Origin of the sequence: Stieleria mannarensis (assembly GCF_014154935.1) — a bacterium.
Classification (GTDB): domain Bacteria; phylum Planctomycetota; class Planctomycetia; order Pirellulales; family Pirellulaceae; genus Stieleria; species Stieleria mannarensis.
The window spans coordinates 112,132-137,588 of the sequence record NZ_JACEHH010000019.1 but is presented as its reverse complement, the minus strand read 5'-3'; the positions used below and the strand labels follow the sequence as shown (position 1 = coordinate 137,588).

At 59.4% G+C, this 25,457-nt stretch carries 17 protein-coding genes; 6 read left to right on the top strand and 11 right to left on the bottom strand.

Annotated features, from left to right (window positions below):
- The first annotated feature begins 633 nt into the window (after positions 1–633).
- Positions 634–2,742 (top strand): sigma-70 family RNA polymerase sigma factor, encoded by a 2,109-nt coding sequence (locus tag H1B37_RS14665; RefSeq protein ID WP_182867412.1) that lies wholly within the window; start codon positions 634–636, stop codon positions 2,740–2,742.
- Positions 2,743–2,832: 90 nt separating this feature from the next.
- Here H1B37_RS14665 and H1B37_RS14660 read toward each other — a convergent pair whose 3' ends face one another.
- Both H1B37_RS14660 and H1B37_RS14655 read right to left on the bottom strand, forming a co-directional pair.
- Positions 2,833–3,744: a cysteine peptidase family C39 domain-containing protein gene (locus H1B37_RS14660; RefSeq protein WP_182867411.1), complete on the bottom strand. Its 912-nt coding sequence runs from the start codon at positions 3,742–3,744 to the stop codon at positions 2,833–2,835.
- Positions 3,745–3,956: 212 nt separating this feature from the next.
- Positions 3,957–4,289 (bottom strand): hypothetical protein, encoded by a 333-nt coding sequence (locus H1B37_RS14655; RefSeq protein WP_182867410.1) that lies wholly within the window; start codon positions 4,287–4,289, stop codon positions 3,957–3,959.
- A gap of 379 nt (positions 4,290–4,668) precedes the next feature.
- Between H1B37_RS14655 and H1B37_RS14650 the strand changes: the two genes are divergently transcribed.
- The 4 genes from H1B37_RS14650 (at position 4,669) to H1B37_RS14635 (ending at position 10,609) form a co-directional block, all read left to right on the top strand.
- Positions 4,669–6,282 (top strand): DUF1549 domain-containing protein, encoded by a 1,614-nt coding sequence (locus tag H1B37_RS14650; RefSeq protein ID WP_286177773.1) that lies wholly within the window; start codon positions 4,669–4,671, stop codon positions 6,280–6,282.
- Positions 6,283–6,394: 112 nt separating this feature from the next.
- The gene (locus H1B37_RS14645) at positions 6,395–7,639 is read left to right on the top strand and encodes a DUF1501 domain-containing protein (RefSeq protein ID WP_182867408.1); all 1,245 of its coding nucleotides are present in this window, start codon (positions 6,395–6,397) and stop codon (positions 7,637–7,639) included.
- Positions 7,640–7,721: 82 nt separating this feature from the next.
- The gene (locus tag H1B37_RS14640; protein ID WP_182867407.1) at positions 7,722–8,342 is read left to right on the top strand and encodes an RNA polymerase sigma factor; all 621 of its coding nucleotides are present in this window, start codon (positions 7,722–7,724) and stop codon (positions 8,340–8,342) included.
- Complete coding sequence (locus tag H1B37_RS14635; protein WP_182867406.1) at positions 8,339–10,609, top strand: hypothetical protein; 2,271 nt, start codon at positions 8,339–8,341, stop codon at positions 10,607–10,609. Before H1B37_RS14640 ends, H1B37_RS14635 begins: the two co-directional genes overlap by 4 nt.
- A 94-nt stretch (positions 10,610–10,703) precedes the next feature.
- Here H1B37_RS14635 and H1B37_RS14630 read toward each other — a convergent pair whose 3' ends face one another.
- Positions 10,704–11,273, bottom strand: a complete 570-nt coding sequence (locus tag H1B37_RS14630; RefSeq protein WP_182867433.1) for a GNAT family N-acetyltransferase — start codon at positions 11,271–11,273, stop codon at positions 10,704–10,706.
- A 106-nt stretch (positions 11,274–11,379) separates the two neighbouring features.
- Between H1B37_RS14630 and miaA the strand changes: the two genes are divergently transcribed.
- Positions 11,380–12,354, top strand: coding sequence for a tRNA (adenosine(37)-N6)-dimethylallyltransferase MiaA (gene miaA, locus H1B37_RS14625; protein WP_182867405.1), 975 nt, complete (start codon positions 11,380–11,382; stop codon positions 12,352–12,354).
- Positions 12,355–12,530: 176 nt separating this feature from the next.
- On the opposite strand, the gene H1B37_RS14620 is transcribed toward miaA, so the two are convergent.
- The 8 genes from H1B37_RS14620 to H1B37_RS14585 form a co-directional block, all read right to left on the bottom strand.
- Complete coding sequence (locus H1B37_RS14620) at positions 12,531–13,469, bottom strand: hypothetical protein (protein WP_182867404.1); 939 nt, start codon at positions 13,467–13,469, stop codon at positions 12,531–12,533.
- Between the two features lie 84 nt (positions 13,470–13,553).
- Entirely contained in the window at positions 13,554–15,638 is a 2,085-nt protein-coding gene (locus tag H1B37_RS14615; RefSeq protein WP_182867403.1) for a YyaL domain-containing protein, read from the bottom strand.
- Positions 15,639–15,824: 186 nt separating this feature from the next.
- On the bottom strand, positions 15,825–18,263 hold the full coding sequence (locus H1B37_RS14610; protein ID WP_182867402.1) for a response regulator: 2,439 nt from the start codon (positions 18,261–18,263) through the stop codon (positions 15,825–15,827).
- 4 nt (positions 18,264–18,267) lie between these two features.
- Positions 18,268–18,720, bottom strand: a complete 453-nt coding sequence (locus H1B37_RS14605; protein ID WP_182867401.1) for a response regulator — start codon at positions 18,718–18,720, stop codon at positions 18,268–18,270.
- Positions 18,721–18,777: 57 nt separating this feature from the next.
- A complete protein-coding gene (locus H1B37_RS14600; RefSeq protein WP_220498203.1) occupies positions 18,778–20,307 on the bottom strand; it encodes an ATP-binding protein in 1,530 nt (509 codons plus the stop codon).
- Between the two features lie 20 nt (positions 20,308–20,327).
- Positions 20,328–21,113 carry a YfiR family protein gene (locus H1B37_RS14595; RefSeq protein WP_182867399.1) on the bottom strand — a complete coding sequence of 262 codons (786 nt, stop codon included), beginning with the start codon at positions 21,111–21,113 and terminating at the stop codon, positions 20,328–20,330.
- Between the two features lie 33 nt (positions 21,114–21,146).
- A complete protein-coding gene (locus H1B37_RS14590; protein ID WP_182867398.1) occupies positions 21,147–23,525 on the bottom strand; it encodes a TonB-dependent receptor plug domain-containing protein in 2,379 nt (792 codons plus the stop codon).
- A 556-nt stretch (positions 23,526–24,081) separates the two neighbouring features.
- Complete coding sequence (locus H1B37_RS14585) at positions 24,082–25,425, bottom strand: DUF1552 domain-containing protein (protein ID WP_286177761.1); 1,344 nt, start codon at positions 25,423–25,425, stop codon at positions 24,082–24,084.
- Positions 25,426–25,457: the final 32 nt, after the last annotated feature.

Here is a 25,457-nt window from a genome sequence, read left to right as displayed (position 1 = left end):
CGGGTGGATCGAAGTGGCGTGGCGGCCCCTCCGGATCAGCATCGCCATCGAGATCGAGATCCTCGAGGCGCGTGTGTTCGACGCGGCGTGCGTGTTCGTCGCGGCTCGCGGTCGGATCGGTATCAGTGTCGAGGGGACTGGCCTGGACCAGTTCGACATCATCTGATTCTGGGTCAAGCGGTACAGACAAGGAGCAATGCGTGTGAAAGAGTCATGCGTCGGTAAGCACGTGCCGAACTGCATCACCCGCTTGCGGCCTCGACCGGCAGTCCCGGCGGAGACACAAACGCAAAGAGAGATCGTTGTGACACGTGAGGCAAGCGGGGGCACCACGGGTGGTGCCGGCACTGCCATCCATGTCACACGCCGGCGAACGGGTCTCGTCCGTTCCCTGTTGGAATCTTACCGGAACGACCCGTCCGCCGGTGTGCGACGCGAAGCTCCTACGGTAACAACTGTTGGCCTTCATGGGTAGTCGAATCGATCTGAAAAGGGGGCCTGGGCGAACGGCGTTTTCGGCGGTGATGCTCGGACGGCAAGCCAGCGATCGAGAAAAAGCGGCGAAAATCCAGAGGGATCGAAGGTTTTCTGCGCGCCCTCGGTACGTCCGGTCGCACTAACATGCAGATAGCCATGAATAGGAAAGCACCAACCGAATCCATCGACAAATCCAATCCCGGTGGGACGTGCACCGGAGCGATCGAGCGTTTCAGCGACGCCGAGCTTCTGGACGCCTGGACACATGATCGGCTTGCCGCGGCCTTTGCGGTCCTGGTCGAACGCTACAGCCGCATGGTCTTGACCGTTTGTCAACGCAAATGCCGTAGCGCCGCGGATGCCGATGATGCATACCAAACCACGTTTTTATTACTGGCCAAGAACAGCGCAAGAATCTCGCGCCCCGAGTGCCTGCCCGGTTGGCTGCATCGCGTCGCCCATCGCGCGTCGATCGCCACGCTGACCGGAAACCACCGAAACGCCGAACCGATGATTGAACCAGTGCTGATCGACGATCCGCTGGACCGCATCGCCCAGCAACACGATGCGATCGTGCTGGATGAGGAACTCGCCGGTCTGCCTGAACAATATCGCGCTGCGGTGGTGATGCAGATCTATGACGACTGTTCACTGCAGCGAATGGCCGAGCACTTTCAAACATCGCTGGGGTCGATTCGCGGTCGACTGCAGCGGGGCAAGAAACTGCTCGCCGACCGTTTGCGACGGCGGGGCGTCGTCCCGCTGCTGGCCGTCGCCGCCGCCGGATCCTACACCGCCGCGGCCAACGAAGTCTCCGCCGCCAGAGCGTCGCTGCTGTCGTCACTGGCCGACGGGCCGCCGCCGGCGCCACCGATAGCCGAAAACCTACTCCATCCCCTCGTCGCTTCAGGAAAACGAATCATGACTCCGTGGAACATCGTCGGCGGACTGACCGCCGCCGGAACCGTCGCCGCCATGTTGCTCTCAACCTCAATCGCCAGCGATAGCGGTTCCCCCGCTTCGCCAACTGCATCGGCGCCGATCTCCATCGCTGCCGATCCCGATGCGATCGTCGCCCAGTTTGCCACGTCTGCTGCCCCAGCCGATGCGACAGCTGGGACCTCAAGCGACCAGACTCCCAAACCCGCCTCCGCGATCCAGGGCAGTGCGATGCCCAGTGAGTCCCTGCCGGCGGTCTCGGCCGGGGTGGTCACGCCTGCGTCGCGCCCCTCGTCGGATACGCAAACCGTCTTGAAACGACGCTTTCGCGCCGCGACCCCCACTGGAAAACTCGCCGAAACACTGGCCGAAATGATGGACCAGCCCGTCGACCTGCAGATCGCCGGAACGCTGGATTCCATGGTCGATCAATTGCAGTCCCAACTTCAGCAACCCGTCATCCTTCATCCCCGCGTGATCGAATATGCCCAACTGCAAGGCGACGCGCCGCTGGACTACTCGGGACAATCCGAACCGCTGCGAACCGCACTCCGCAAACTGCTGCAACCGCTGGGGCTGAAAGCGACCATCGAAAGCGAAGGCCTGGTGATCACCGCCGATCACAGCGAGCTCGTTCATCGTGGAATCGGAACCGACCGCTGGCTCAGCGTGGACGACGCGATGATGCGTCAGGCCGAAGAGAAACTGGCCAAACCGATCGGCGAAACCTTTATCGAAACTCCGCTCGCCGAAGCCGTCTCGCAATTTAGCCAAGCACTGGACCTGCCGATCGTGATCGACAAGCGTTCCTTGGAAGACATCGGTATCGATCCTGATTTGCCCGTCAACGCAGATCTCCATCATCTTTCCGGATACGATCTGATCGCATACCTCCTGCGAGAGCATGACCTGGCGCTGACGGTCAAGGACAACCTGCACACGGTGGGATCGGCTGAGTTTGCCGAATACCACATGCTCTCCCGAGTCTACTGGCTCGAAGGCATCGGCCTCGGTGGGGACTTCGATAGCCTGATGGGCTTGATCGAGTCCACCATCGATCCGGATAACTGGGAATCCCTCGGTGGCAATTCCACCCTGTCGCCCGCTCCGGGCAACCGTCCGGGCATCGTGATCAGCACCACTTATGAAACCCATCGCCAGATCGAACAATTGCTCGCTGCCCTCCGTGAAAATTCCTTCGCCCCCGACGCGATCGCCGAAGAAGTCGAAGTTGCCGTCCCCCAGCCACCGGCGGGACTGCGTGGTTTCGGCGGGGGAGTTGGATTCGGCGGCGGTGGCGGCGGAATGGGTGGTGGATTCATGTAGTCCCCGCCTCCCCGAGTACGATGGCCCTTCCGGGCCGTCGTCCGTGGGACTCACCGCGACGCCCCGGAAGGGACGTCGTACTTACGGCGGTCACTTTCCGGCCGTCAAATAAATCGCATCACCGGTGAACAGCTGACGGAATTGTTCGTCGCTCCAGTAGCGCCATCCGACCGCGGGATCGGCGATCTTCCAGCGTCCGTCGGCGGTTCGGCTGTGCACCACCACGGCATGGCCTTCGCCATCGGTCCCGAGCAGTTGCCGAACCGGTTGGCGGTCGCGGCGATCGTTGAAACGCACCACCGCGACGTTGGGCAATTGACCGCGGGCCACCCACATCCCCGGATCTTGGTCGGCGACCTCCACCGTGTGCGAACTGCCGGCAACGGCAAGCCGTAATCCTCGCACCAATCCCAGCGACGAGGTGCCCTGGTTGCTGGTCAGACAGGCATCGGCCATCAAGCGTTCGGCCGACGGCAAGGGCGCGGTCGCCCATTGCCCGCCGCCGTAGGTCAACCGTGCCGGGGTCAGCATCGCCGACTGATGCAACAGCGTCGCTGCCGCGGCCGGACCGCAACTGGCCTCATGACTTTGCATACACACACCGTCCTGCCAGTGCGCGATCTGGTCCACCTGAATCGGAAACAGTTGCGGACGAAGGACCGGCAGGACCAGAAACCCGATCGCAAGCACGCCCATCAGCCCCGCGACTCCACGCCGCCACGTCGCCCGCAATGCCGAGACTTCACTGGCCAAGCCGGCGGTGAAGGACAGCAGCACCGGCACCCAGTTGGACCAACACAACGCCGCGGGAGTGGGGAAGGCGTGTGCCCACGACAATCGATTGGACAGCCCGAACGCGAATACCAAGGAGAAGATCAGGCATTCGGCGAACAACAGAGGCTTGTTTTGATAGACCGACAGCGCCAATCGCCGCCCCGCGACAAACGCGAGTGCGGCGACCGCGGCGATGAATCCGATCGCAATCCCGAGGTCCATTCCCATTGCCCGACTCTTTGGGGGAAACCATAACCTTCCAAATGTCACCGAGGCAACGGAAGATTAATGGCACACCGAGTTTCGGTGAAGATACGGTTAATTATCGGTGTGCGAAAAGTGTAGACGGGCCGATTTCGCTTTCTGAGACACCGTTTTTATTAAAAAAACTGACGGCCAAAGCCGGCCACCCCCATTGCATCGATGTGACGGACGCCAGGTTAGCGGTCGCGTTTGAGAAAGATAATCTCGACCGAGTCCCCGACCTTGAGCCCTAAATCCGACGCGTACCGAAGCGCCGGCCCGGGGGCGGGAAACCAAGTGGCCCAGCGTGGGGAACACCACTGGCCGGTTGCCAGTTGCAAACATCGCGGCGAAGGTTGTCGCGGTGACCGAATGCCGGTGACCCTGTCGGCGACTTTGAAATCCGTCTTTTCGGCGATCAGCCAACCGGCGGCCATTCCGACCGCAGACGAATCCAGCGACCGATCACCGCGTTCGGGGGCCGGCACCACGCGATGCTCGCGATCGCTTGCTCGATGCACGTGTTGCATTTCGAATTCCTTGAAATGGCTGACAGGGTGGTTGATCCCCCGAGCCTCGCGATCGGCGTGACACGTTTGGTCATTCTGCGGGGCTTTCTGCGACTTGCCGCAAAAATGACGATTGGTGGGGCGTCCAGGCGGCTAAAGGGATACCATTGTGCACAGGATCGCGTTTCTGCGACGGTTTCGTCCATTGTGTGACAAAACTGTCAATTGGTGAGGTACCCTCGTCCTGCGATTTCGTTTGATAAATAGCAGAAATCACGCTTTTCCTGCCGTTTTTGGGCCCCCGCTCAATCAACAAAGCACCCCGGGTTTCGTATTCATGACGCCAGCATCCATTTTCAACTTGAGACTCACGGCCGTCCTGGGCGGTCTGATCGCCGTCATGATGGGCGGTGCGTTGCAGGCTCGAGCCCAGAGTGTCGCCCCGCCGCAAATCGCGATGATCAACGATGCGATCGAGCAGGGATGGGCGGACTATGAAATCACGCCCGCAAAAGAAGCGGCCGATGCGATTTGGTGCCGGCGTGTTTTCCTGGACATCATCGGCCGGATTCCGAACCTGGAAGAGCAGCAGGAATTCGCCTCCGACCGCGGCGGCGACCGTCGCGCCAAGCTGGTCGATCGCTTGCTGCACGATGATCGCTACACCGAAGAATACGCGAACCACTGGGCCACGGTTTGGACCAATTTGTTGATCGGCCGCGGCGGCGGGATGGATCGGCGTGATCTGACCAACCGCGACGGGATGATGAAGTACCTGCGAGATTCGTTCGCGGCGAACAAGTCCTATGATCGGATGGTTTACGAACTGGTGACGGCCGAGGGGGCGACCAAACCCGGCGCGGCTGGGTTCAACGGTGCCGTCAACTTTTTGGTCGGCAAGGTCAACGAAGAAAAAGCGGTGTTGGCCGCCAGCAGCGTGTCGCGGATCTTCCTGGGCCAACAAGTGCAGTGCACGCAATGCCACAATCACCCCTTCAACGATTGGAAGCAACAAAAGTTCTGGGAGTTCAATTCGTTCTTTCGTCAAACCCGAGCCCTGCGGCGGTTTGTCGACGGAACACGCGATGTCGAGTACGCCGAACTGGTCAGCGAAGATTATGCCGGCGAAGCGGGCGACCCCAACGACGCGTTGGTGTTTTACGAAATGCGAAACGGGCTGACCCGCGTGGCGTACCCGGTGTTTACCGACGGCACGGAGATCGCCAAAAGCGGATATGTCGATGACGTCAACCGCCGCAAAGAACTCGGACGCTTGATGCTGGACAGCCAATCGCTCGATCGGATGGCGATCAATCGTTACTGGTCGATGTTCCTGGGATACGGATTCACCAAGCCCATCGACGACATGGGACCGCACAACAATCCGACGCACCCGGAACTGTTGGACAACTTGTCCGAAGCGTTTCGCGGTTCCAGTTACAACCTCAAAGACCTGATCACTTGGATCACGCTCAGCCGCCCCTACTCGCTCGCATCGGTGCTGGGCAGCAACAATCAAATCGATGACCCGTCGATCGGCGAAACGCCAAAGTTCTCCCGCTTTTATCTGCGTCAGATGAGCGCCGAACAACTTTACCAGTCGCTCGTTTCCGCGTCGGGCGGCAACGCTCAAGGGACCTACGAACAACAGGAAAAGAAACGCCGTGATTGGATGCGCCAGTTTGTGGTGACGTTCGGAACCGATGAAGGCGACGAGGCGACCACGTTTGACGGTTCCATCCCCCAAGCGTTGATGCTGTTCAACGGCGAACTGACCCAGAATGCGACCAGTATCAAGCCGGGCAGCTTTCTGGATCGGTTGTCGCAGTCGGGGCGGTCGGCCCGCGAGCGTTTAAACCGATTATATATGGCAGGCTTGTCGCGAACGCCGACCAAACGCGAACTCGCTTTGGCCGGTGAACTGTATCGGGCCCGTGGCGGGAAAGAAATCGAAATGCTGCAAGACGTCTGGTGGGCGATCTTAAACAGCAATGAATTCATCATGCAGCATTGACGTTGGGTTCAATGTCGAATCTCAAGCGTTACCAATCTGACAACACTTCCTTCGAAACCGAACTCTTCGATAGGCAATCGCCATGATTTCAAACTGGAAAACCCCGCGCGGAATGAGCCGCCGTCATTTCATGAACCACATGGCCGGTTCGACCGCGGCCGTGTCGGCGGCGATGACGATGGGGGGAGCGATTGCAGCCAACGCCGATCAAATGCGTCGTGAACGCAAGTCGGCGATCATGTTGTGGATGGGCGGTGGACCGCCGACGATCGATCTGTGGGACCTGAAACCGGGCGCGCCCACCGGTGGCCCCTTTCAACCGATCAGCACCTCCGGTGACATGCAGATCTGCGAGCATTTGCCGATGGTCGCCAAACAGATGCACAACCTATCGATTGTTCGCAGCATGTCGACGCGTGAGGCCGATCACAACCGCGGCCGTTATTACATGCACACCGGCTTTGTCCCCAATCCGAACATCGAACACCCCAGCTACGGAGCGGTCGTCGCGCATGAATTGATGTCGCAGCGTCCCGAGTTGGAGATTCCTCCGTTTGTCACCGTCGGTGGTGCCAGCGCGGGCCCCGGATTTTTGGGCATGGCCTGGTCGCCGTTTGCCGTCACCAGCAGCGGCCGGATTCGAAACCTGGACATGAAACTGGATGGTTCCAGGCTGCGTCAGCGGATGGCGGCGCTGCAAGAAATCGAAAGCGGTTTCGCCAACCGAACCCGCGGCCTGCCCGCCGGCGAACACGGCAAGGTGCTCAAGAAAACCTTCGACTTGATGACCAGCAGCCAAATGGAAGCTTTCCGTGTCGAGAAGGAGGACGAAAAGACGAAGGAACGTTATGGGACCAACGGCTTCGGTCAGGGCTGTCTGTTGGCCCGACGTCTGGTCGAAGGCGGCGTGCCCTTTGTCGAAGTCGACTTGGGCGGCTGGGATTTGCACAACAACGTGCACCAGACCCTGTCCGACACCAAACTGCCGCAACTGGACAAAGCGATGAGCGCCTTGGTGGAAGATTTGGAACAGCGGGGATTGCTGCAGGACACCGCGATCATTTGGATGGGAGAATTCGGACGCACCCCGCGGATCAACCAGAACGCCGGACGAGACCACTGGGCGCGGTCCTGGTCGTGCGTCGTCGGTGGGGCGGGCATCAAGGGCGGCTTGGCGGTCGGCGAAACCAGCAGCGACGGGATGGCCGTCGAATCCGAACCGTTCAGCAGCGAAGATTTGATGGCGACGGTCTGCAAAGGTCTCGGCATCTCCCTGGACACGACGTTTATGAGCAAGAACCGCCGACCGATGAAAATTGCCAATGGTGGAAAAGTGATCAGCGAATTAGTGGCTTAGATGATTGGTGGCTTGATGATTGGTGGATGATGCCAGCCGAGGCGGACAGACGCCAAGCTCGACCGGGCCGAGCACCGGCTCGATGACCCAGTCAAACGACAATCCCGACGAATCGTTGCCCGACGGTAACGTTCCTGGGGAAGCTGTGCACGACCAGCCGTCCCGGGCATCGGAAACACTGGACGCGGAAACACTGGACGCGGAAACACTGATCCATCGCCATCAACGTGGCGTCTGGCGCTACCTGCGAATGCTCGGTTGCGACGACGCCACCGCCGATGATTTGACGCAAGAAACCTTCTTGCGGGTGCTGCGACGTGATGATTTCGTCCAACACAACGACAACGCCACCGCCGGTTACCTGCGGCGGACCGCCTACAACCTGCTGGTTTCCAGACACCGCAAGTTGGGACGGGTCCAAACCACCGGAGAACCCGAACTGCTGGACGAAACCTGGGACCGCTGGGCGGGCAAAGACCTGACCGGCGACGCCGCCGTCGAAGCCCTCCAGCAATGTTTCCAAAAACTGACCGAACGGGCTCAAATCGCTTTGCGAATGAGATTTGATTCCAGTGCCAGCCGCATCGAAATCGGTGAAGCACTCGGCATCACCGATCACGGAGCCCGAAACCTGATGCAACGAGCCAAGCAACAGCTGCGAAACTGTGTTGAAGAAAAACTGCAGCTGAACAACGAACCATGAACCACCCCTCAAGCCATCATCCGCACGAAGCACGCAGCGATGCCGATCCGGTCATCGATGCGTTGTTGGCTGAATTTGTTCCCAGCGACGCGAGCAAGCGAAAGCGGCCGCCGGATCTGTCGGCGCGGATCATCGCACAGCTCGCGTCCCCCAGCGGCGATCACCCCCAACGGCCCGCAGACGAGGATCACGATCCGGTCATCGACACGCTGTTGGCCGAGTTCTTGCCGGATGATCCGTCGCGGCGATCATCACCGCCCGATCTGTCCGTGGCCATCCTGCGGCGGCTGGATGAATCAGCCGCCCATCGACGCAACGAGTTTGCCGAAGACGCTGATCCCGTCGTCGACACGTTGTTGACCGAATTTGTCCCGGTCGACCCGAGTAAGCGTAAGGTACCGCCGAATCTGGTCGCACCGATTCTGGCCAAAACGCCGGTCGCGACGGGGCGCAGCAGCACGTCGATCCCCGCGATGCCCCCGTCAACCGGCGGCGTCTCGATCACGCGTTTGGTTTCCGTCTTGATCGCGGTCGCGGCGTGCATCATCGCGGTTGTTTACCTCTCTGGACCGGATACCCTCGTCGACCGACCGGACGGTTCGAACTTGATCGTCGGCTCCGACGTCCCCAGCACCCTCGATCCATCCGAATCGATGGTTTCGCCGTCGAACGACCCTGCCAGCATCGCCAGTTCGACGACAGACGCCACTGCCGATCCCCTGAACGGGCGCGACGATTCCGAACCGCCGCGCGGGATCACGCTTGACGGACCGCGCATTGTTTCAAGCACCGATCGCTCCCCCAAGAACATCCCCGGGGCACAGCCTGAACCGGAACCGTCGCGCGAAACCCAAGCGGTCACCTTGGTGGCCGCCCAAACCGCCGAAACCGTGCGGGCCTATTGGCGAACACTCGGAATCACCCCGACTCCCGACGCGGCACCCGCGGAGATGACGGCGCGGCTGAAAACCAAATTGGGAATCACGCTTCCCGAGCCGGCCATCAATGACCCTCAGGGACTGAGGGATCTGTTGGCCGAATCGTCCAACGCCGACGAAATCGCCAAACGCTGGCTCGCCTTGACGACCGGGAACAGCATCGCCGCGATGGGACGCCCCCAGTATTCCGGCTTGGTCGACGAACTCTCAAAGAGCGTCTCCGGCGGTGCCGACCTGGACGTGACCCTGGTCTCCTTGATCGACGGGTCCAACGAGCACTCCGGTCAATGGTATCAAGCGGTCGGGCGTCGCGGCAGCGAAGGGATTGCCAGGCAGCTTGCCAACCTCTCGATCAATGCCGACATGCGTTGCGTCCGCTGCCATGATTCGCACATCGGCCGCTCCGGCACCCAAGACGATTACTGGTCCTTCGTCGCGTTGGTCAAAAACGCGGTCAAGCGGCAAAACAAGCGTTGGATCGTTGCCGAGCAAACCGATGCGTCGACACCGACGTTTTACGAGTTGCTCGATGGGCGGATGAGCATGGCGTCGCCCAAGGTCAGCAAGTACCTGCTGCAGTCGACCGAGCAAATGGAAGACTTTCACAACTGGACCAAGACTTTGGTCGGCAGCGATGTGCTGGCCGGCAGCATGGTCGATTCGCTGTGGCAACTGGTCCACGGCCGACCCTTGAAACCTTCGCCCGTGGACGCGTTTGCACCTCCGGTCGACGGGAATCTGGATCGCTTGCACCGACAGCTTGCCGACGACTTGAAAGCCCATGACTTTGATGTCGCACGGACATTGGCATTGATCATTTCATCGCCGATGGCGCGTCGCAGTGTTCCGGAGGTCTTACAGGGCGACGCGGTGCTGACGGCGACTGATCCGCAACGAAAACACGCCCTTGATTTAGTCCAGGCGTTCGCCGGGGCGATCGAAACGCCTCCTTCCTCGCTCAACCATCGCTTGGAGGTCGCGATGCGACGGATCGGTGGAAGCTTGAGTTCGGATGGCCAGACCACGCTTTTGGCGCAACCAATCGATGGCAACTCCCGTACGAAGAAGTCGCTCGCCGCGCTCGACGCTCAAAACGCGGCCTCCGGTTTCCTGCAACAATTGAGCGTCGATTTTCCAGGCGACGATGCCGCACTGCCGGTGTCGTGGTTGCGGTCGATCGACGATTTTGATCGCCAAGTCCAACACCTGGTCTATCTGTCTGGCCGCAGCACTGTCACCCCGGAAATCAGCGCCGCGGCCGAACGCTTGAAAGAATCCGGCAGCCGAGAATCGGCGCTCAGCCGCATCTGGTGGATCCTGAGAAACTAGCGCTCTGTCAGCGTGAAATTTTCGGGTAGTGGACGAGGCGACGAGTCCATTCGGGTTGCCAGTTGCAAGGACTTCTCGCGTCGTCCACTACCGATCACGCGCCGGCGACCTCGGCCGCTTTGTAAACGACGCTGGATCGTTTGAACCCCAACCGTTCGTACAAACGCACCGCGCCGGTATTCTCCGTCGTGACTTCCAAGTGCATTCGTTCCAATCCGACGGCGCGAAATCCGGTCGCGGCCTTGGACAGTAAAATCGATCCCAATCCCTTGCCACGATGAGCCGGGTCGATCCCGACGTTCTGTATCGATCCCCATCCCTCGGTCGACAGCCCCTGGATCGTGCCCACCGCGTAGGATTGGATCGCACCGGTGTTGGGATTGGTTTCGCGAAACCGGATCAGCCAAGTCGCGTCGGGGACGAAATCGCCGCGGCTGGTGATCTCGCGCATCAGACGCAGACAACCGTCGCGTCTGGACAAGCATGGAAACACGTTCGCATCCAGTTCTTCCTTGAAACTGTTGAATTTGGCGATCGCGTGTTCTCGCAACAGCCCCGGCAGGTAGGGCAGGATTTCGTATCCATCGGGCAGACGTGGATCGGCCCCACGCCAATCGCGAAGGTCGAATTCCATTCGGTACCGTTTGAAATACGTCATGCCCATGATGCTCGATTCTACCATGCGTTTACCGATCGGGCCTCATCGACGTAAACTTTGGGTAACCCGATCAATCGGCAGACCTTCTCTTTCTGGCTTCTCCGGCGTGCTGATGTCCGACCCCTCTCCCACCACCTTCCCTCCCCTGGTCCAAGAAACGATTGTCCTGACCGGCCCGACGGCTTCTGGAAAAACGTCCTTGGCGGTGCAGTTGGCCCAGCGGATCGGCGGCGAAATCCTGTCGCTCGATTCGATCGCGGTGTATCGACACATGGATATCGGAACGGCCAAGCCGAGTGCGGCCGAACGCGCCACCGTGCCCCACTATCTGCTCGATCTGGCGGACCCGGACCAGGATTTCAGTGTGGCGTGCTACCTGGACGAAGCCCATCGACGGGTCCGCGAGATCGCCGAGCGTGGGAAACGCCCGATCTTTGTCGGCGGGACCCCGATGTTCCTCAAAGCGGTCTTGAGGGGTTTCGATGTGGGGCCACCGCCGGATTGGGAGTTCCGCGAATCGGTGCAACGCGACATCGAGACGTTCGGGGTCGATGCGCTGCGCGAGCGGCTGGCCCAGGTGGATCCGATTTCGGCGTCCCGGATCGCGCCGGGGGATACACGCCGAATGATCCGTGCGTTGGAGGTGTCCAAGCAGACCGGAAAGCCGCTCAGCCATCGCCAAGTGCAATTCGACCGCCACGTCGACGCTCGCTCCTGCAACGTGTTCGCATTGCAACACGAACGATCCACTTTGCACCAGCGAATCAACGAGCGCGTCGAGCAGATGTTCCAGCGTGGCTTGATCGCAGAAGTCGAACAACTGCTCGCGCGGTTTGGACCGTTGTCCCGGACCGCATCCCAAGCCGTCGGCTATCGAGAGATCCTGGACTGGATGAACGACGGCGGAGAGGTCGATGCCTTGAAAGATTTGGTCGCCACCCACACCCGGCAGTTGGCCAAACGCCAAGAAACCTGGTTCCGATCGTTCAGCGAAATCACCTCCGTCCCGATGAATCAATTCGACAACGAATCCGCAGCACTGGAGTTTGTGCTCCACCACATCCGGCGGGTGGAAACCGCATCATAGTGGTCTGTTGCGTGTTTGATCCAAACTTGATTCTAAAGTAGCGCTGCACAAACGGTCGGGAACGGTACGAGCATACGTGTTGGTGTCTAGCCTTGAGGCGTTTCCCGGTCGCTGCGATCGCAGCGACCGAGGCGGCTAAAGCCTGCACACCAGCGCTTGCTGCATCGCTTTTGCCTTTATCCCCGTGTATTCGGGTCGGGAATTAAATCGAGAGGTGTTACGCCTCGACGTTGCCAATCAACATCGAAAAGAATGCGGCGTTTTTCCCGCCAGTCCGGCATCTCGCTGTCAATAATCTTTGCAGGGATCTCTTTCCCAAGTCTCCAATCAAAATCAATATTGAAAGTCTGCGACAAGCCGCTGGGCTGATTGGAAATTGCCTTTAAATGTGATGGGACTTTGATTTTTCGCTTTTGCTTCCACTCGATCAGCTGATGGGAGAGAGGAATCTCCCGATTTCCAGGCACCGTCACGGTCTGCTTGACATCGATTGGCAGAAAGTCCGACTTCTTGCCGAACGTGATTGTCATTGTACCAGGGTAGTTCCAATCGAGCTTAAAGAAGGCGACGACGTTTCCGTCTTCGTCGTACTTCCCCTCGACAAGCTCACATGTGTCGGAGAGAAGCATCTCCCAATTGTTTCGACGTGATTTCCCTCCAGTACGTAAACTGCTAGCAGTGCCGAAAACTTGGTCGAACGGATCGATTCGACTGATTGCCCGAAGCGTCTCTTTCTTCTCATCCTCTTCAAGCTCTTTGAGAACTGTCGCCGGTTTGTCACTGTAGATACGGGTACGCAGCAACACGCCACGCTTGGATTCAAAACGCTGGTTCCAGCCTTCGCGATAATCCCCCGTCGATGATGTGTACGTTTGCGAACTCGCGAACAGCGACTTACCTCCTTGCTCACACCCGACGTACCAGTGGTCTTGGGGCATCACCTCCCCCTTCCTCAACCGGACGGATTTCCCCTTGCCCACAAACGCCCAAGGCTGCGAACGCAGATCTTCGCAGTTCAACTGGTAATCTGCGATCAGACTGTAGACGCGCCCCGTCAAATCAGTTTCTTGAGCTTCGGCACTCGCGAGACCGGCCAGACTGAGCAAGCAAAGCATCCAAGTGCGCATCGATCCAGCTCGCGAAAAGTTTGAAGTTAAGTTTCGTGCCGCCAATGGTGAGCGAGCCTCGGTTTCCGTCCGTCAAAACGACCGCCAGTCCACGCCCAGTTTTTCAAAGTCGGCCGCGGCGGTCAGGAAGTGTGCGGTGATCCAGTAGATGTTCCACCGTTCGGCGTAATCACCGCGCATCCCTTCGACGACGTCTCGGGGGTCATGCTGTTCGTAATTGGTTTGCAGCAACTGTTCGCCCTGAACGCCCGTCGCCAAGTCGGTCATTTGGCCGCAACTGACGAACATGATTTTGGCGATTTCGCGGTAACGCGGGTCGCCGGTCCAGTCGGCCAGTTCCCAAAAAACCGGCGTGAACACGACCCCGAAAACGTCCAGGTGTTGGTTCTGAACCGACACACTGGTCCAACCGCGCGTCTTGAGGTCGTGATCGGCCAGCCGCCCCGGCGGCAACATCACGTCCCAAACATACAGATAGCTCAAACAGATATCACCGGCATGAACCGCCGCGCGCAGGTAGCGGGGATCGTCGGTCGCCCGGTACATCGCCGCAAACCCTTGCAGCGCCGCCCAAGCCCCTTCCTTGTCCTCACAGCGGGCATCCAACGTTCCGCCCCAATACGGTTCCTGCATGTCCAGATGTCGATCGATCGTGTGATCGGCCAACTTCGTCGCCGCCTCCATCCAACGTTCGTTGGCGGCGTAACGGCTGCCTTTGACCAACGGAGCGATCGCAAAGGCTTCGTTGGTTGAAACCGGCCGCCAATCCGCTTTCAAGACACGGTCCGCGATCGCGTCCAACTGCGTCGCGACGAAGTCCATCCAGCGATCACGATGCGGATGATCTGATTCGGTGATGGCATCCATCATGCCGTTGAGCGCCTGTGCCTGTGACAGCGGGTTCTGACGTTCCAGCCAACGGTGCGTTTGGTAGTCGTAGACGATCGGAAAACCGACACCGTAGGAAGCCTTGCGGGTGGGCGCGGAGGTCAGGAAGTCGAGCGAGGCGGCGGCACGTTGTTTCCACAGATCCGGTTGGTTGGTGTACGGCCGCAGGTCCATCCCCAGCAGAGCCCGCAGAGGGACTTCGGCGCGATCGGCCCAGCCCATCATGATCCAGGGTCGGGTGCCCGGTGGGCGCGTCCGAAATCCCTGGCAGCGATCATCTTCATGCCAACGATCGAAGGTGTCGACCAGTTTGGCAGCCATCACGTCGGCCGGATGCGGCAGCGAGCGATCGGTGCGGGGATCAAACCAATCGATCGACGTCCACAGCGGAACCCGAAAGCCGTGTCCTTGCACCGGAGCGGGCGTCAATTGCAGCATGAACTGTTTCTCGATCACCGCGCCCGGCGGGATGTCGACCAAGTGCGCGCGTTCGTACGGCAAGAACATTGTTTGACGCGCCTTGACGACGCCTCGTTTGCCGTTGGAAGCGGTCGGTCCACTGCGCAGCGTCAACTCCGTGGAAGCCTCACCGGCAACCAACCCCAGCGACCACCAAAGATCCTCGCGTGCGGCAAAGGGCAACCTGGACGGACGCGTGTGCAGCGCGGCGACAAACTGGCCGCTCTGTTCGACTGCCGCAAACGGCAGCGGATAACGATGCTCTTCGTACAACGCTTCCTCGCCCGGCCGGCCCGACCAGGTGGGGACGCGCGAGGCATCGATTCGTGTGCCCGACGGGTTGCCGTAGTAGTTGATGCCGGGCAAGAAAGGCTGTGGGGCGTTCTCGGCCGCGGAATCAACAACGTATCGCACCGACAGCACGACCGGGCCGCTGGGCTTGGCACCGGTGTAGTGCCAGCGCCGTTTGGCCTGAACGGCCCCCTGCGGTGTCACTCGGTACTGGTCGCGGATCTCCCAAGTCCCGTCGGCCGTTGCAACGGTCCCTGTCGCGATCGTCCATGGCCCACGTTGCTCGACTTGGTCCGGCCCGCCGTGGTGCCAATCGGTCGGCGCGTCGTCACTCCACCCGGTTCCGATCGACCACAGTCCCTCGGCGGGCGATCGGAGTTTGCTCGGTCCGAGAGCCGAGTGAGTGAGCACCAGCCGCCCCTGGTCGATGGACAGCGATAGGGGAGACTGCGCTGATGCGAGTGGGGCGGCCGAGATCATGAACGGCAGCAAACAGAAGAAGATGAAGCGAAGTAGCATCGATCAAGTGTCGGTGGTGAATGGCGCGGGCATACGTGTTGGTGTGCAGGCTTTAGCCGCCCTTGGTCGCTGCGTAGCAGCGACCGGGAATCGCCTCAAGGCTAGACACCAACGATTGCCGCATTGCTTTGAACGCCTGCCCGCGTCATTCGGGTCAGCGGTGTTGGGTCCGTTAGATCGCCTATTCTAGTCCTGTTGCTCAGCGGCGGGCACCGTCAGTTCCTTGACCGCGTTGATCAGCTGCGTCACTTCCTGCTCGAGTTCCGCTAGGGCCGCGGCGGCCGAATCCAGATCTTCGTCGCGGGCAAAGTATTCGATTCGTTTGGCCGCGGCGACGACCCGCTTTGCCGCGAACCAATCGGCGGAGCCTTTGAGTGTGTGGGCGCTGCGTCGGACTTGATTGGCGTCTTTGTTGGCCAAACCCTCGCCGATGGCGTCGATCATCTTGGGGCATTCATCGAGCAATAGCCGGGCGACTTCTTTCACGCCGTCGGCGCCGCCGGGGATGCGCGTTTGGGCAAATTCCAAATCGATCACGTCGGACGGGTCTGATTCGGGTGCCGGGGGCTGATCGGTATCGCCAGCCGCGGTCGGGGGTTGTGAAACGGCCGGCGCGAACGCGCTGAGCGTGCGGGTCAGCTGATCGGGGTCGATCGGTTTAGAAATGTAGCCGTCCATCCCGACTTCCAAGCACTTTTCTCGGTCGCCCTTCATCGCAGCGGCGGTCATCGCAATGATCGGGGTGTGGCGGCCTCGTGGTTTCTCCATTTGGCGGATCGCCATCGTCGCCTCCAATCCGTCCATTTCCGGCATTTGTACATCCATCAACACGACGTCATAACGATCGTTGCGGATCGCATCGACAGCTTCTTTGCCGTTGTTGGCGATCGTCACCTCGTGTCCCCGCATCTGGAGCAACCCGACCGCGACACGTTGGTTGACCAGACCGTCTTCGGCGAGCAGGATCTTCAGCCGCAACGATGCCTCTACCGGTTCGGCCGAGGCAGATAGTGGCGAATGATTCTCTGCCGCCCGCTGGCCAAAAATCGTCAGCAGGGCCTCCAACAACTCCGATTGGACGACCGGCTTGGTCATGTAGCGGGCGACCCCGAGTTGGCGGCATCGATCGGCGTCGCCGGGCCGGGCGGCCGAGGAGATCATGATCTGATCACAGGTCTCGATCCGCGGATCATCCGCGATCCGGCCTGCCAATTCAAAGCCGTCCATCGCCGGCATCATCGCGTCGGTCAACACCAACTGGTACGGCCGGCCGGCTTCGGTGGCCCGAGTCAATTCGCCCAAGGCCGCCGCCCCGCTCTCGACCGTCACCGGCCGCATGCTCCAGTTCGTCAGGATTTCTTCCAGGATTCGGCGGTTGGTCAGGTTGTCGTCAACGACCAGCACCGGCACTCCGTTCAGGGCGGAGCGGTCGACCGGCGTTACGGCCGGTTGCTCCTGACCGATTCCGAACACACAGGTGAAATGAAACGTGGTCCCGGTGCCCAGTTCGCTTTCCAACCAAATCCGTCCGCCCATCATTTCAACCAATTGCGACGAGATGGCCAGCCCCAACCCCGTGCCACCGAATTTCCGGGTGATCGACGAATCGGCCTGTTCAAAGACGCCGAACACGTTCGCTTGGTGCTCCGGCGCGATCCCGATCCCGGTGTCCTGGACGGAGATGTGCAGCGTGACTTGATCGTCGTCACGGGACTGCTCGGCCACATTGATGACGACTTCACCTTCGTCGGTGAATTTGATGGCGTTCCCGGCAAGATTGACAATGATCTGTCGCAACCGGCCCGCGTCACCGATCAGATACTCCGGCAACGAGGGATCGATCCGGCAATGCAATTCCAGTGACTTGGCGGTCGCCCGAATCCCCAGCGTTTGCCCCGTCTTGCCGACGCAATCACGCACGTTGAAGTGTGTCGCTTCGAGGGCCAATTTGCCGGCTTCGATTTTGGAAAAATCCAAGATGTCGTTCAGCAGACGCAACAGCGCGTCGGCCGAATCTTTGACCATCGCCAAGTATTCATTCTGCTCGGCGGTGTGTTTGGTACTGAGCAACAATTCGGTCATCCCGATGATGCCGTTCATCGGCGTGCGAATCTCGTGACTCATGTTGGCCAGGAAGTCGCTCTTGGCCCGGTTGGCCGCTTCGGCCGCTTCTTTGGCCAGTTGCAGTTGCTCGTTGCGTTGTTTCAACTCCTCGCGTTGCAGTTCGACCTCGCGTTGCAGGCTGACGCGTTCGACCGCGTTGGTGACGGCGCGTTGCAAGTTGTCCGACGTCAACTCGCCCTTGACCAGGTAATCCTGGGCCCCTTTCTTCATCGCTTCGACGGCGATCGATTCGTTGCCCTGGCCGGTCAGCATGACGATGGCAAAGGGATGCTCGCCGGCGACGTCACGAAGTTCGGTCAGAAATTCCAATCCGTCCAGATCGGGCAAGTTGTAATCCAACAGCAAGCAGTCCGGTGGACGGGAACGGCAAAGCTCCAGCCCATCCTCTCCGCAGTCGGCATCGGTCACGTCGTATTCGTTCCAAGCCTGCTGACTCAACAGCCGCCGATAAACCTCGCGGTCTTCGGGGCTGTCGTCGACGATCAAGATACGAAGCGCCATGTTGTCAGTCGTCGGTCTTGGGGAACACCACGATTTGGAACCAGTAATCCTTCAGCCGCTGAATCGCATTGACAAATCCCGCCAGATCGACGGGTTTTTGGATGTAGCTGTTCGCACCGAACTCATAACACGCTTCGATGTCGCGTTCGTCGGTGGACGTGGTGAGCACGACGACGGGGATTTTCTTTAGATCCGGGCACTGCTTGATCTCCTCCAGCACTTCGCGGCCGTCGGTCCCGGGCAGATTCAAGTCCAGCAAGATGATTCCCGGTCGCGGTGCATCCTCGGCCGACGCGTAATCGCCGCGGCGGTGCAGGTAGTCGAGTGCTTCATCACCGTCGCTGCAACGATGAAGGGAATTGCGAAGCCCCGAAGACCGTAGCGCGCGGACCGTCGCTTCAAAGTCCTCCGGACTGTCCTCGACGATCAAAATCGGTTGATTGCTCCAGTCGACCATCTGCCTTAAGACTCCTGTTCATTGAGTGCGGCCCAACAACAACGACACACGGGTAACTCATGCGACCACTCCCGGTTCGACCGTGAAATAGAATGTGGTTCCGTCACCATAGGTCGATTCAAGCCAGATTTTTCCACCGTGCCGCTCCACAATCTTTTTGACAAACGTCAGCCCCGCGCCGGTTCCGCCTCCGTACTTGTCGCGGGCGTGAAGCCGTTTGAAGATACGGAAGACGGATTGCTGATGTTTTTCGCGAATACCGATCCCGTTGTCGCGGACATAGAACACGACGCCGTCTTGCTTGAGAAGATTCGTGTTCTCCTGACCGTGTTGCAGGAAACCGATCTCGATCCACTTCTCCGGCTTGTCATTGTACTTTACCGCATTCGTCATCAGATTGCGATAAACTTCAGCGATTCGAACCGAATCGCACTTGACGGTCGGCAAGGGGCGCGGAACTCGCACGTCGACGCCCTGTTCGTCCAACGTGACATGCATCATGTCACACACCTGTTCGACGATCTCATTCAAGTCGGTCGGGGCGATGGCGAATTCGGCGCGGCCGACGCGGGAATAATGCAGCAGGGAATCGATCAGATTCTCCTGACGTAAACACAGCCGCTGGAGCGTCTCGATTTTTTCGTGCCCGGCCTGGTCCAACTGGTCGCCGTAATCTTCGGCCAGAAAGGAGGAGTACCTTGAGATACCGCGCAGCGGTTCCTTTAGATCGTGCGACACGATGTAGGCAAAATCATCCAGCTCCTGATTGCTGCGTTCGAGTCGTTCGTTGGAATCGGTCAACTCCTGTGTCTGGGCCTCCAGCCGACTGGTCCGTTCGTGCACCAATTCTTCCAGGTGCGTGCGATGCTTTTCCAATTCTCGATCCCGCTGTTGGATCTGTTCCAACATCGTGTTGAAACCGTCGCACAATACGCCGAGTTCATCACCGGTGGTGATGTCGACTCGTGCCGAATAATCGCCTTCTCGGGCGACCTTCTTCGTCGCAGCAGCCAGTTGCTGGATCGGTTTGGCGATGGCCCGCTGCAAGAGTGAGCCGAGTAGGACGGCGATGCCGAGACAGATCAACAAGGAAAGCGTCGCGAGATAAACCTTGTGACGCGTGGTCGCGTAAAGACTTCTCATGCTGGCGCGTAAGTAGATTCGCCCCACCACCTCGTCCTCATAAACGATCGGCTTGGAAACGTGCAGGAACTCGCCCTTGAAAAGAATCTGGTCTTGTCCGGGAGAAAGTAACACGTCGTCCGAAACCGAATCTGATTGTTTGTAAGAGGCGAAGCGATTTCCGGCGGAATCAAAAGTTTGTACAAAGACAAGCTTGGGTTCCAAGCGTGCCGATGCGAGCACTTCCGCACCGGTCTCGTCATCAAAGAAGGCCAATGCCGTTGTGCTGGCTTCGCCCAAGGAATCCGCCAAGACAGAAAACTGGTTTACCATCGCCGCTTTGGACGATTGATAATGTTCCACGAGCCCGGCAACTGTCGACAACACAAGTACGACACTGACTACAGTGACCAATGATCCAATCAACTTGATTCGGATCGACAGGTCATGTAGGTTCTGCATCATAGGGCGTCCTGGTTGGCGTCTTAGAGCAATGTCACGATGCTCAAGTGAAGTAAGGGGGCGCGAATGGTCAGTTGCGCATTCCGTTCGGCCTGGCGATTGATGATCATTTTCAGACGGTCCGCATTAAGATCATTCCAATAGCAAATTGTCACGCCGGATGCGGCGATCGATTCAGATTCTCTTTTGTTGACCGCTTCGCCGACCAATAGCACGGGCTGGCCTTTGGTTTTTTGCAAGGCGACACTGACTCGTTCCTGCACAGTTTCGGCCCGCGACCCTGGCGCCGACGATCGTGAGATGAACAGGATGTGGCAGGGACGATAGTTCATTTCAAACTCATCGACCGAGTCGTATTCGATCACCTTGATTCTCTTTCGCTGAATCTTCCCAATCGAGTTTCTGAATTGGCTGGAATCAATCACGAAGCCATCCGGACCGGGGCGCAAGTGCGTTCCAAACGGATTGCTCCCCAGCACGCCGATCACGAATTCCTTTTCGGCACCCTGAAAGGGATTGCTGGGCCATTGGACGTATCCGCCGAAAAAAAAGAAATACCCCGCCTTGATATCGTATTCACGGTTCCGAACCGCTTGCTGGGCGTCAGCGGTGGATGAATGCGACAGCGCGGTAAAGCACAGAGCGAGACAAAGCGTTGAAAGGATCCGGCGCATGGGTGGCCTCGCGGACCTTTTCGGTGGCGTCCGCTGTTCCATTGGATTTTCTGCCCCGCAGATCGGCAGCCGAGTGCCTACGCTCCCTCCGATACTGTTTCTATTCAACTTAGTCATTGCAAACCGGCCGGGCAAGAATTGTCGAATCGTGGCGTGACAGATCACCCGCTAAAACTTCTGCTGGTACGTCAACGCGATCGCCGCCGCTTCGGATCGATAGTAGGCACGACGCAGCACGTTGCGTTTATTCAGGTCTTTGTCGATCCAGCCGAGCACGTTGTAGAAGTCCAACCGCATCCGACCCTGGCCGCAACAGAGGTTGCGTTGGATGCCGAAGTCCAGGAAATAGCTGCCGCGAAACGCCTTCTTGTATCCCGGATCAGCAGATGGCAAAAATCCGTTGGGATCCGGCAGACTGGCGTTGTAGTTGGCCAAGTCCTCGTCACCGGGGAATCCCCAGTAGGCCCGCAGTGACCCGCTGGTGCTCCAGAGATCATTCCAGTTTCGGTTGGCGTACAGTTTGGTTTGTTGAGGCGACCAGCTCACCAAGTCGCTGCCAAACCCGTAAGGCTCTGCCGTGATGCCTTGATTGCGTGACAGATCGGGAAGCACTCCGTTGATCAGTTGTGTGTAGGAGTGCGAGATCGACCATTGACGTTGCTCGGTTTTATAGGACGCTTCCAATTCCAAACCGGCGATGTCAAAGCTGCCCAGAACGTTCTGCTGGCGCGGCTCCGTCGTCGGATCAAAACCGATCGCCGTGTAGTGCTGATAGAATCCGCTGGCGGCGAAGAAACGGTGGTCGCAGGGCCGTCGCTCGTAACGAAACTCCGCGCTTTCGTTTTCTTCGTTTTCGGCAAACGTTCCCGACTGAACGAATTGGCGTCTCAAATCACCATCGGTCCCACGCCGGTTGGCCACCGACCAGATTGATTTGTAGGTGTCTCGTTCGTTGGGCGCAAACACCAATGCCGCCCGCGGTGAAAGCAGCCACTCGCTATAAGTGTGTTTGTCGCTGCGGAGGCCGGCGAAGGCGGTCCAACGCTCATTGAATCGCAGCACGTATTCTCCCATCAACGAAAACGTATCCGTTTCCCAGGGGCCTTCGATGTCCGGAGGCACGCCCCCGGAGTTGGCCGGCAACCCCGGATACCCCGGGCTCGGCAGTCCAAACCACTCGTAGGACAACGCCGTGCCGAGTGCCAGTGTGTGCCGCTCGGTGGGGGTCCAGCGGGCGAGCAGACGCGTGTAGAATTCGTCTTCGCGGTTGGTGGTGATTTCGCCCTGCGGAGTGAAGCGTTCGAAATCAAACAGGTCCCAACTGGCCATCCATTCCACGTTGAACGTGTCGGTGCACTCGAAGAGATACTTGCCGGCAAACGTCAGCTGTTGGTAACCGGCCTGGGACGTCAACAAGTCATCGAAACTGCTGCCGAGAGGTGCGACGCCGACCGGATCAAACGCGATGTCACGCCGATCGGGATCAATCTGTTGACCGCCGCGTGTGTAACGTACCCAGGCGTTCAAGTTGCCTTCGGTCCATTGCGCGTGCAACTTATGCTTCGGCTTGGAGCGATAGGAACGCCCGTCATCGTGGACGTCGAACGTCACCGGCTCGCCCGCCGTGACCGGAATGTTGTCTCGGGCAAGGAATGTTCGTCCAAATACCAGCGGTGCGTCGGATTGGTCGGCCCCGTCTTGGGTCGCAAATCCGTAGTACAGAAACACACCCGATTCCTCCGTGAATTTTCGCCCATAGCGAAACTCGGTCGCCGTGAATTCATCCATGAATCCCTGGCGCACGGTCGCATCAAATCCCTGGAACGTGAGTCCCGTGTGTGTCTGCAGATTGATCACACCGGCGATCGCCCCCGGCCCGTCCGTCGCCCCGCCAGGACCACGTAGGAAATCCACCAGGTGAAGATCGCCCATCAACGGCAAATCCCGCTCATGGTACGCCCCCGCCTCGCTCCGGTTGTTCATGATCCGGCCGTTGACCTTCAACAGAATCTTGTCGTCGCGGTCGCTGATGATCCCCCGCATGCCCATCTTGGGACCGGTGGCGACCTGATGCACGTGCTGGTAATTCGGCACCAGAATATCGAACAGCTCGTCCAGGTTCCTCGCACCGGACGACCAGATCGTCGGGGCCGCGATCCGCGTGACCGCCGCCGGAGTGATTCGAGAAATCGCCGGGATCCCGCCTTCAATGGCAACGGGAGCGACTTCGTCGATCGTGTCCAGCGTTGCCAGCGTTGCCGGCGCTTCAACCGGGACCAGCAGTGGTTGCTCGGCAAACTCCTCCAACGAGGGCAGATCAAAATCCAGACCACTTCCCAACGGTTCGTCCGCAGTGGTCGGCTCGTCAGTGGTCGGCTCGTCAGTGGCTCGCGCCGCGTTTTCCGACGCAGCCTCGGCAGCGACGCCTTGTTCGTTCAGCGGTTCCGGCGTGACCGGGACCAGTTCGCTCGCGCCCGGCTGGTCAGAGACGTCTTGTGGCTCGAACGCCCCAAACGTCGAGAGGGGCGTCTCTGCAACGGCCCGCATCGGCAGACCACTCGCTAGACAGCACAAGACGAAGAGCGTCGATCGAATCATGGCACGGCCGAACCAGCACGAATGGAAAAGAAATCATCCCCCTAAGTGTGTGGTCGACCGGAATCCGCGATTTATTCAAATTTGTGCACGCCGCCCTCAAATCTTACTGTGGCAGCCCCCCTGAACGCCCTCCCCGCCGGTGAGGTCGTTTGGCATTTAACCTCTGATTTAACAGGCGTTTACGCCTTCAGCCTGCCTCGGAATGTCGATCGAATGATTGAGGCTTCTAGCAATCCGTTTAGATCCTCTCTCTCCGGGAGAGACGGCGTTTGCGCAGCAAGCAAACGCTCGAGAGGGCCCGCGCTGCATTCGTCTTGGCAACTTCCGCTGCGATCAAATCCGTCACTAATCCAATCGACCCTCCCCTCGCTGCGCTCGACCCTCCCTGCCAGGGAGGGTGAATTCCTTGACTTGGCGTCTCTGCCCCTCGCTGCGTTCGACCCTCCCTGCCAGGAGGCTGATTTTAAGAACCGCATGACCTCGAACCGCAAACAGCGACGCGGTTCTAAATCGTCAAACGTCCGCTGCTGTCGCCGATTGATTCGGCAGGGGTGCCCATCAGATCCAGCATGGTGAGGAACAGGTTCGCCATCGGGCATTCTTTGCCGGCATCGAGGTAACGGCCGGTTTCGACCTGTCCTGACGCACTGCCGGCCAGCACGATCGGCAAATCTTCGTGACGGTGGCGATTGCCGTCGCTGATGCCGCTGCCGTAGAGCACCATCGACTGATCCAACAACGACCCGCCGGCGTCCTCTGTCGCGTCGAGCTTCTCCAAGAAGTAGGCGTATTGCTCGACCAGGTAACGATCGATCTTGCGCAGATTCGCGACCAGTTCGGGCTTGTCGCGGTGGTGGCTCATTCCGTGGTGCCCATCACTGACGCCGATCTCGGTGTAGCGTCGGTTGCCGCCAGCATTGTCCAGCATCATGGTCGCCACCCGCGTCGTGTCGGTTTGGAAGGCGAGCACCATCAGATCAAACATCAACCGCGCGTGTTCGCGGAACGCTTCGACGCGACCGAAGGGGACCTCGAGATCGGGCAGTGCCGCGGCGTCTTCTTGTTCGCTGCGTTCGATCCGCTGCTCGATTTCCCTGACCCCCGAAAAATACTCGTCCATTTTTCGCTGGTCGGTTCGGCCGAGTTGTTTCATCAGCCGTTGTGCGTCGCCGCGAACGACATCCAATACGCTCTTGCGAATCCGGTTGGATTCCCGCCGCTCGGCCAAGTCACCGCTGCCGAACATCCGTTCAAACGCCAAGCGTGGGATCGTCTCCTTGGGCATCGGCTGAGTCTCATTGCGCCAGGAGATGTTGCTGCTGTAGGCACAGCTGTAGCCGGAATCGCAGCTGCCGGCGTTGCGGCTGCCTTCGATTCCGAGTTCGATCGACGGCAAGCGTGTCTGTCCGGCCAATTGAGACGCGGCGACCTGGTCCACCGAAACGCCCAGGCGGATGTTGCCGCTGGTTTTCAGCGGACGCGCCGCGGTCAAGAACGTCGCGCCGCAACGGGCGTGGTCGCCGGCACCATCTTTGTAGCCGCGTCCATTGTCGTGGGTCAAATTGGAGATCACGTTCAACTTGTGCTTCAGTGGCGCCAGCGGCTGCAGCGTCTCGCTGCATTCCCAATCGGTCGGCTGACCGGATGGGCCGACGATCGGTTTCCACTGCGGCATGATCACGCCGTTGGGGACAAAGATGCATGCCATGCGTACCGGACGCTCAATCGCTTCGGCTGACGCAAACGCGCTTTTCGCCATCGGCGTCATCGCCTCCAACAACGGCAGCCCCAGCACCGCTGCGGATCCTCGTAGGACGGTCCGACGATCCACCATCTTGCGCTGAATCATTTTTGATTTCGTGCTCATCATTCAGTTCTCTC

Coding starts and splice junctions, on each gene's coding strand:
- H1B37_RS14665 (WP_182867412.1), top strand. CDS start 634: ATGAATAGGAAAGCACCAACCGAATCCATCGACAAATCCAATCCCGGT.
- H1B37_RS14660 (WP_182867411.1), bottom strand. CDS start 3,744: ATGGGAATGGACCTCGGGATTGCGATCGGATTCATCGCCGCGGTCGCC.
- H1B37_RS14655 (WP_182867410.1), bottom strand. CDS start 4,289: ATGCAACACGTGCATCGAGCAAGCGATCGCGAGCATCGCGTGGTGCCG.
- H1B37_RS14650 (WP_286177773.1), top strand. CDS start 4,669: ATGATGGGCGGTGCGTTGCAGGCTCGAGCCCAGAGTGTCGCCCCGCCG.
- H1B37_RS14645 (WP_182867408.1), top strand. CDS start 6,395: ATGAGCCGCCGTCATTTCATGAACCACATGGCCGGTTCGACCGCGGCC.
- H1B37_RS14640 (WP_182867407.1), top strand. CDS start 7,722: ATGACCCAGTCAAACGACAATCCCGACGAATCGTTGCCCGACGGTAAC.
- H1B37_RS14635 (WP_182867406.1), top strand. CDS start 8,339: ATGAACCACCCCTCAAGCCATCATCCGCACGAAGCACGCAGCGATGCC.
- H1B37_RS14630 (WP_182867433.1), bottom strand. CDS start 11,273: ATGGGCATGACGTATTTCAAACGGTACCGAATGGAATTCGACCTTCGC.
- miaA (WP_182867405.1), top strand. CDS start 11,380: ATGTCCGACCCCTCTCCCACCACCTTCCCTCCCCTGGTCCAAGAAACG.
- H1B37_RS14620 (WP_182867404.1), bottom strand. CDS start 13,469: ATGCTTTGCTTGCTCAGTCTGGCCGGTCTCGCGAGTGCCGAAGCTCAA.
- H1B37_RS14615 (WP_182867403.1), bottom strand. CDS start 15,638: ATGCTACTTCGCTTCATCTTCTTCTGTTTGCTGCCGTTCATGATCTCG.
- H1B37_RS14610 (WP_182867402.1), bottom strand. CDS start 18,263: ATGGCGCTTCGTATCTTGATCGTCGACGACAGCCCCGAAGACCGCGAG.
- H1B37_RS14605 (WP_182867401.1), bottom strand. CDS start 18,720: ATGGTCGACTGGAGCAATCAACCGATTTTGATCGTCGAGGACAGTCCG.
- H1B37_RS14600 (WP_220498203.1), bottom strand. CDS start 20,307: ATGATGCAGAACCTACATGACCTGTCGATCCGAATCAAGTTGATTGGA.
- H1B37_RS14590 (WP_182867398.1), bottom strand. CDS start 23,525: ATGCGGGCCGTTGCAGAGACGCCCCTCTCGACGTTTGGGGCGTTCGAG.
- H1B37_RS14585 (WP_286177761.1), bottom strand. CDS start 25,425: ATGATTCAGCGCAAGATGGTGGATCGTCGGACCGTCCTACGAGGATCC.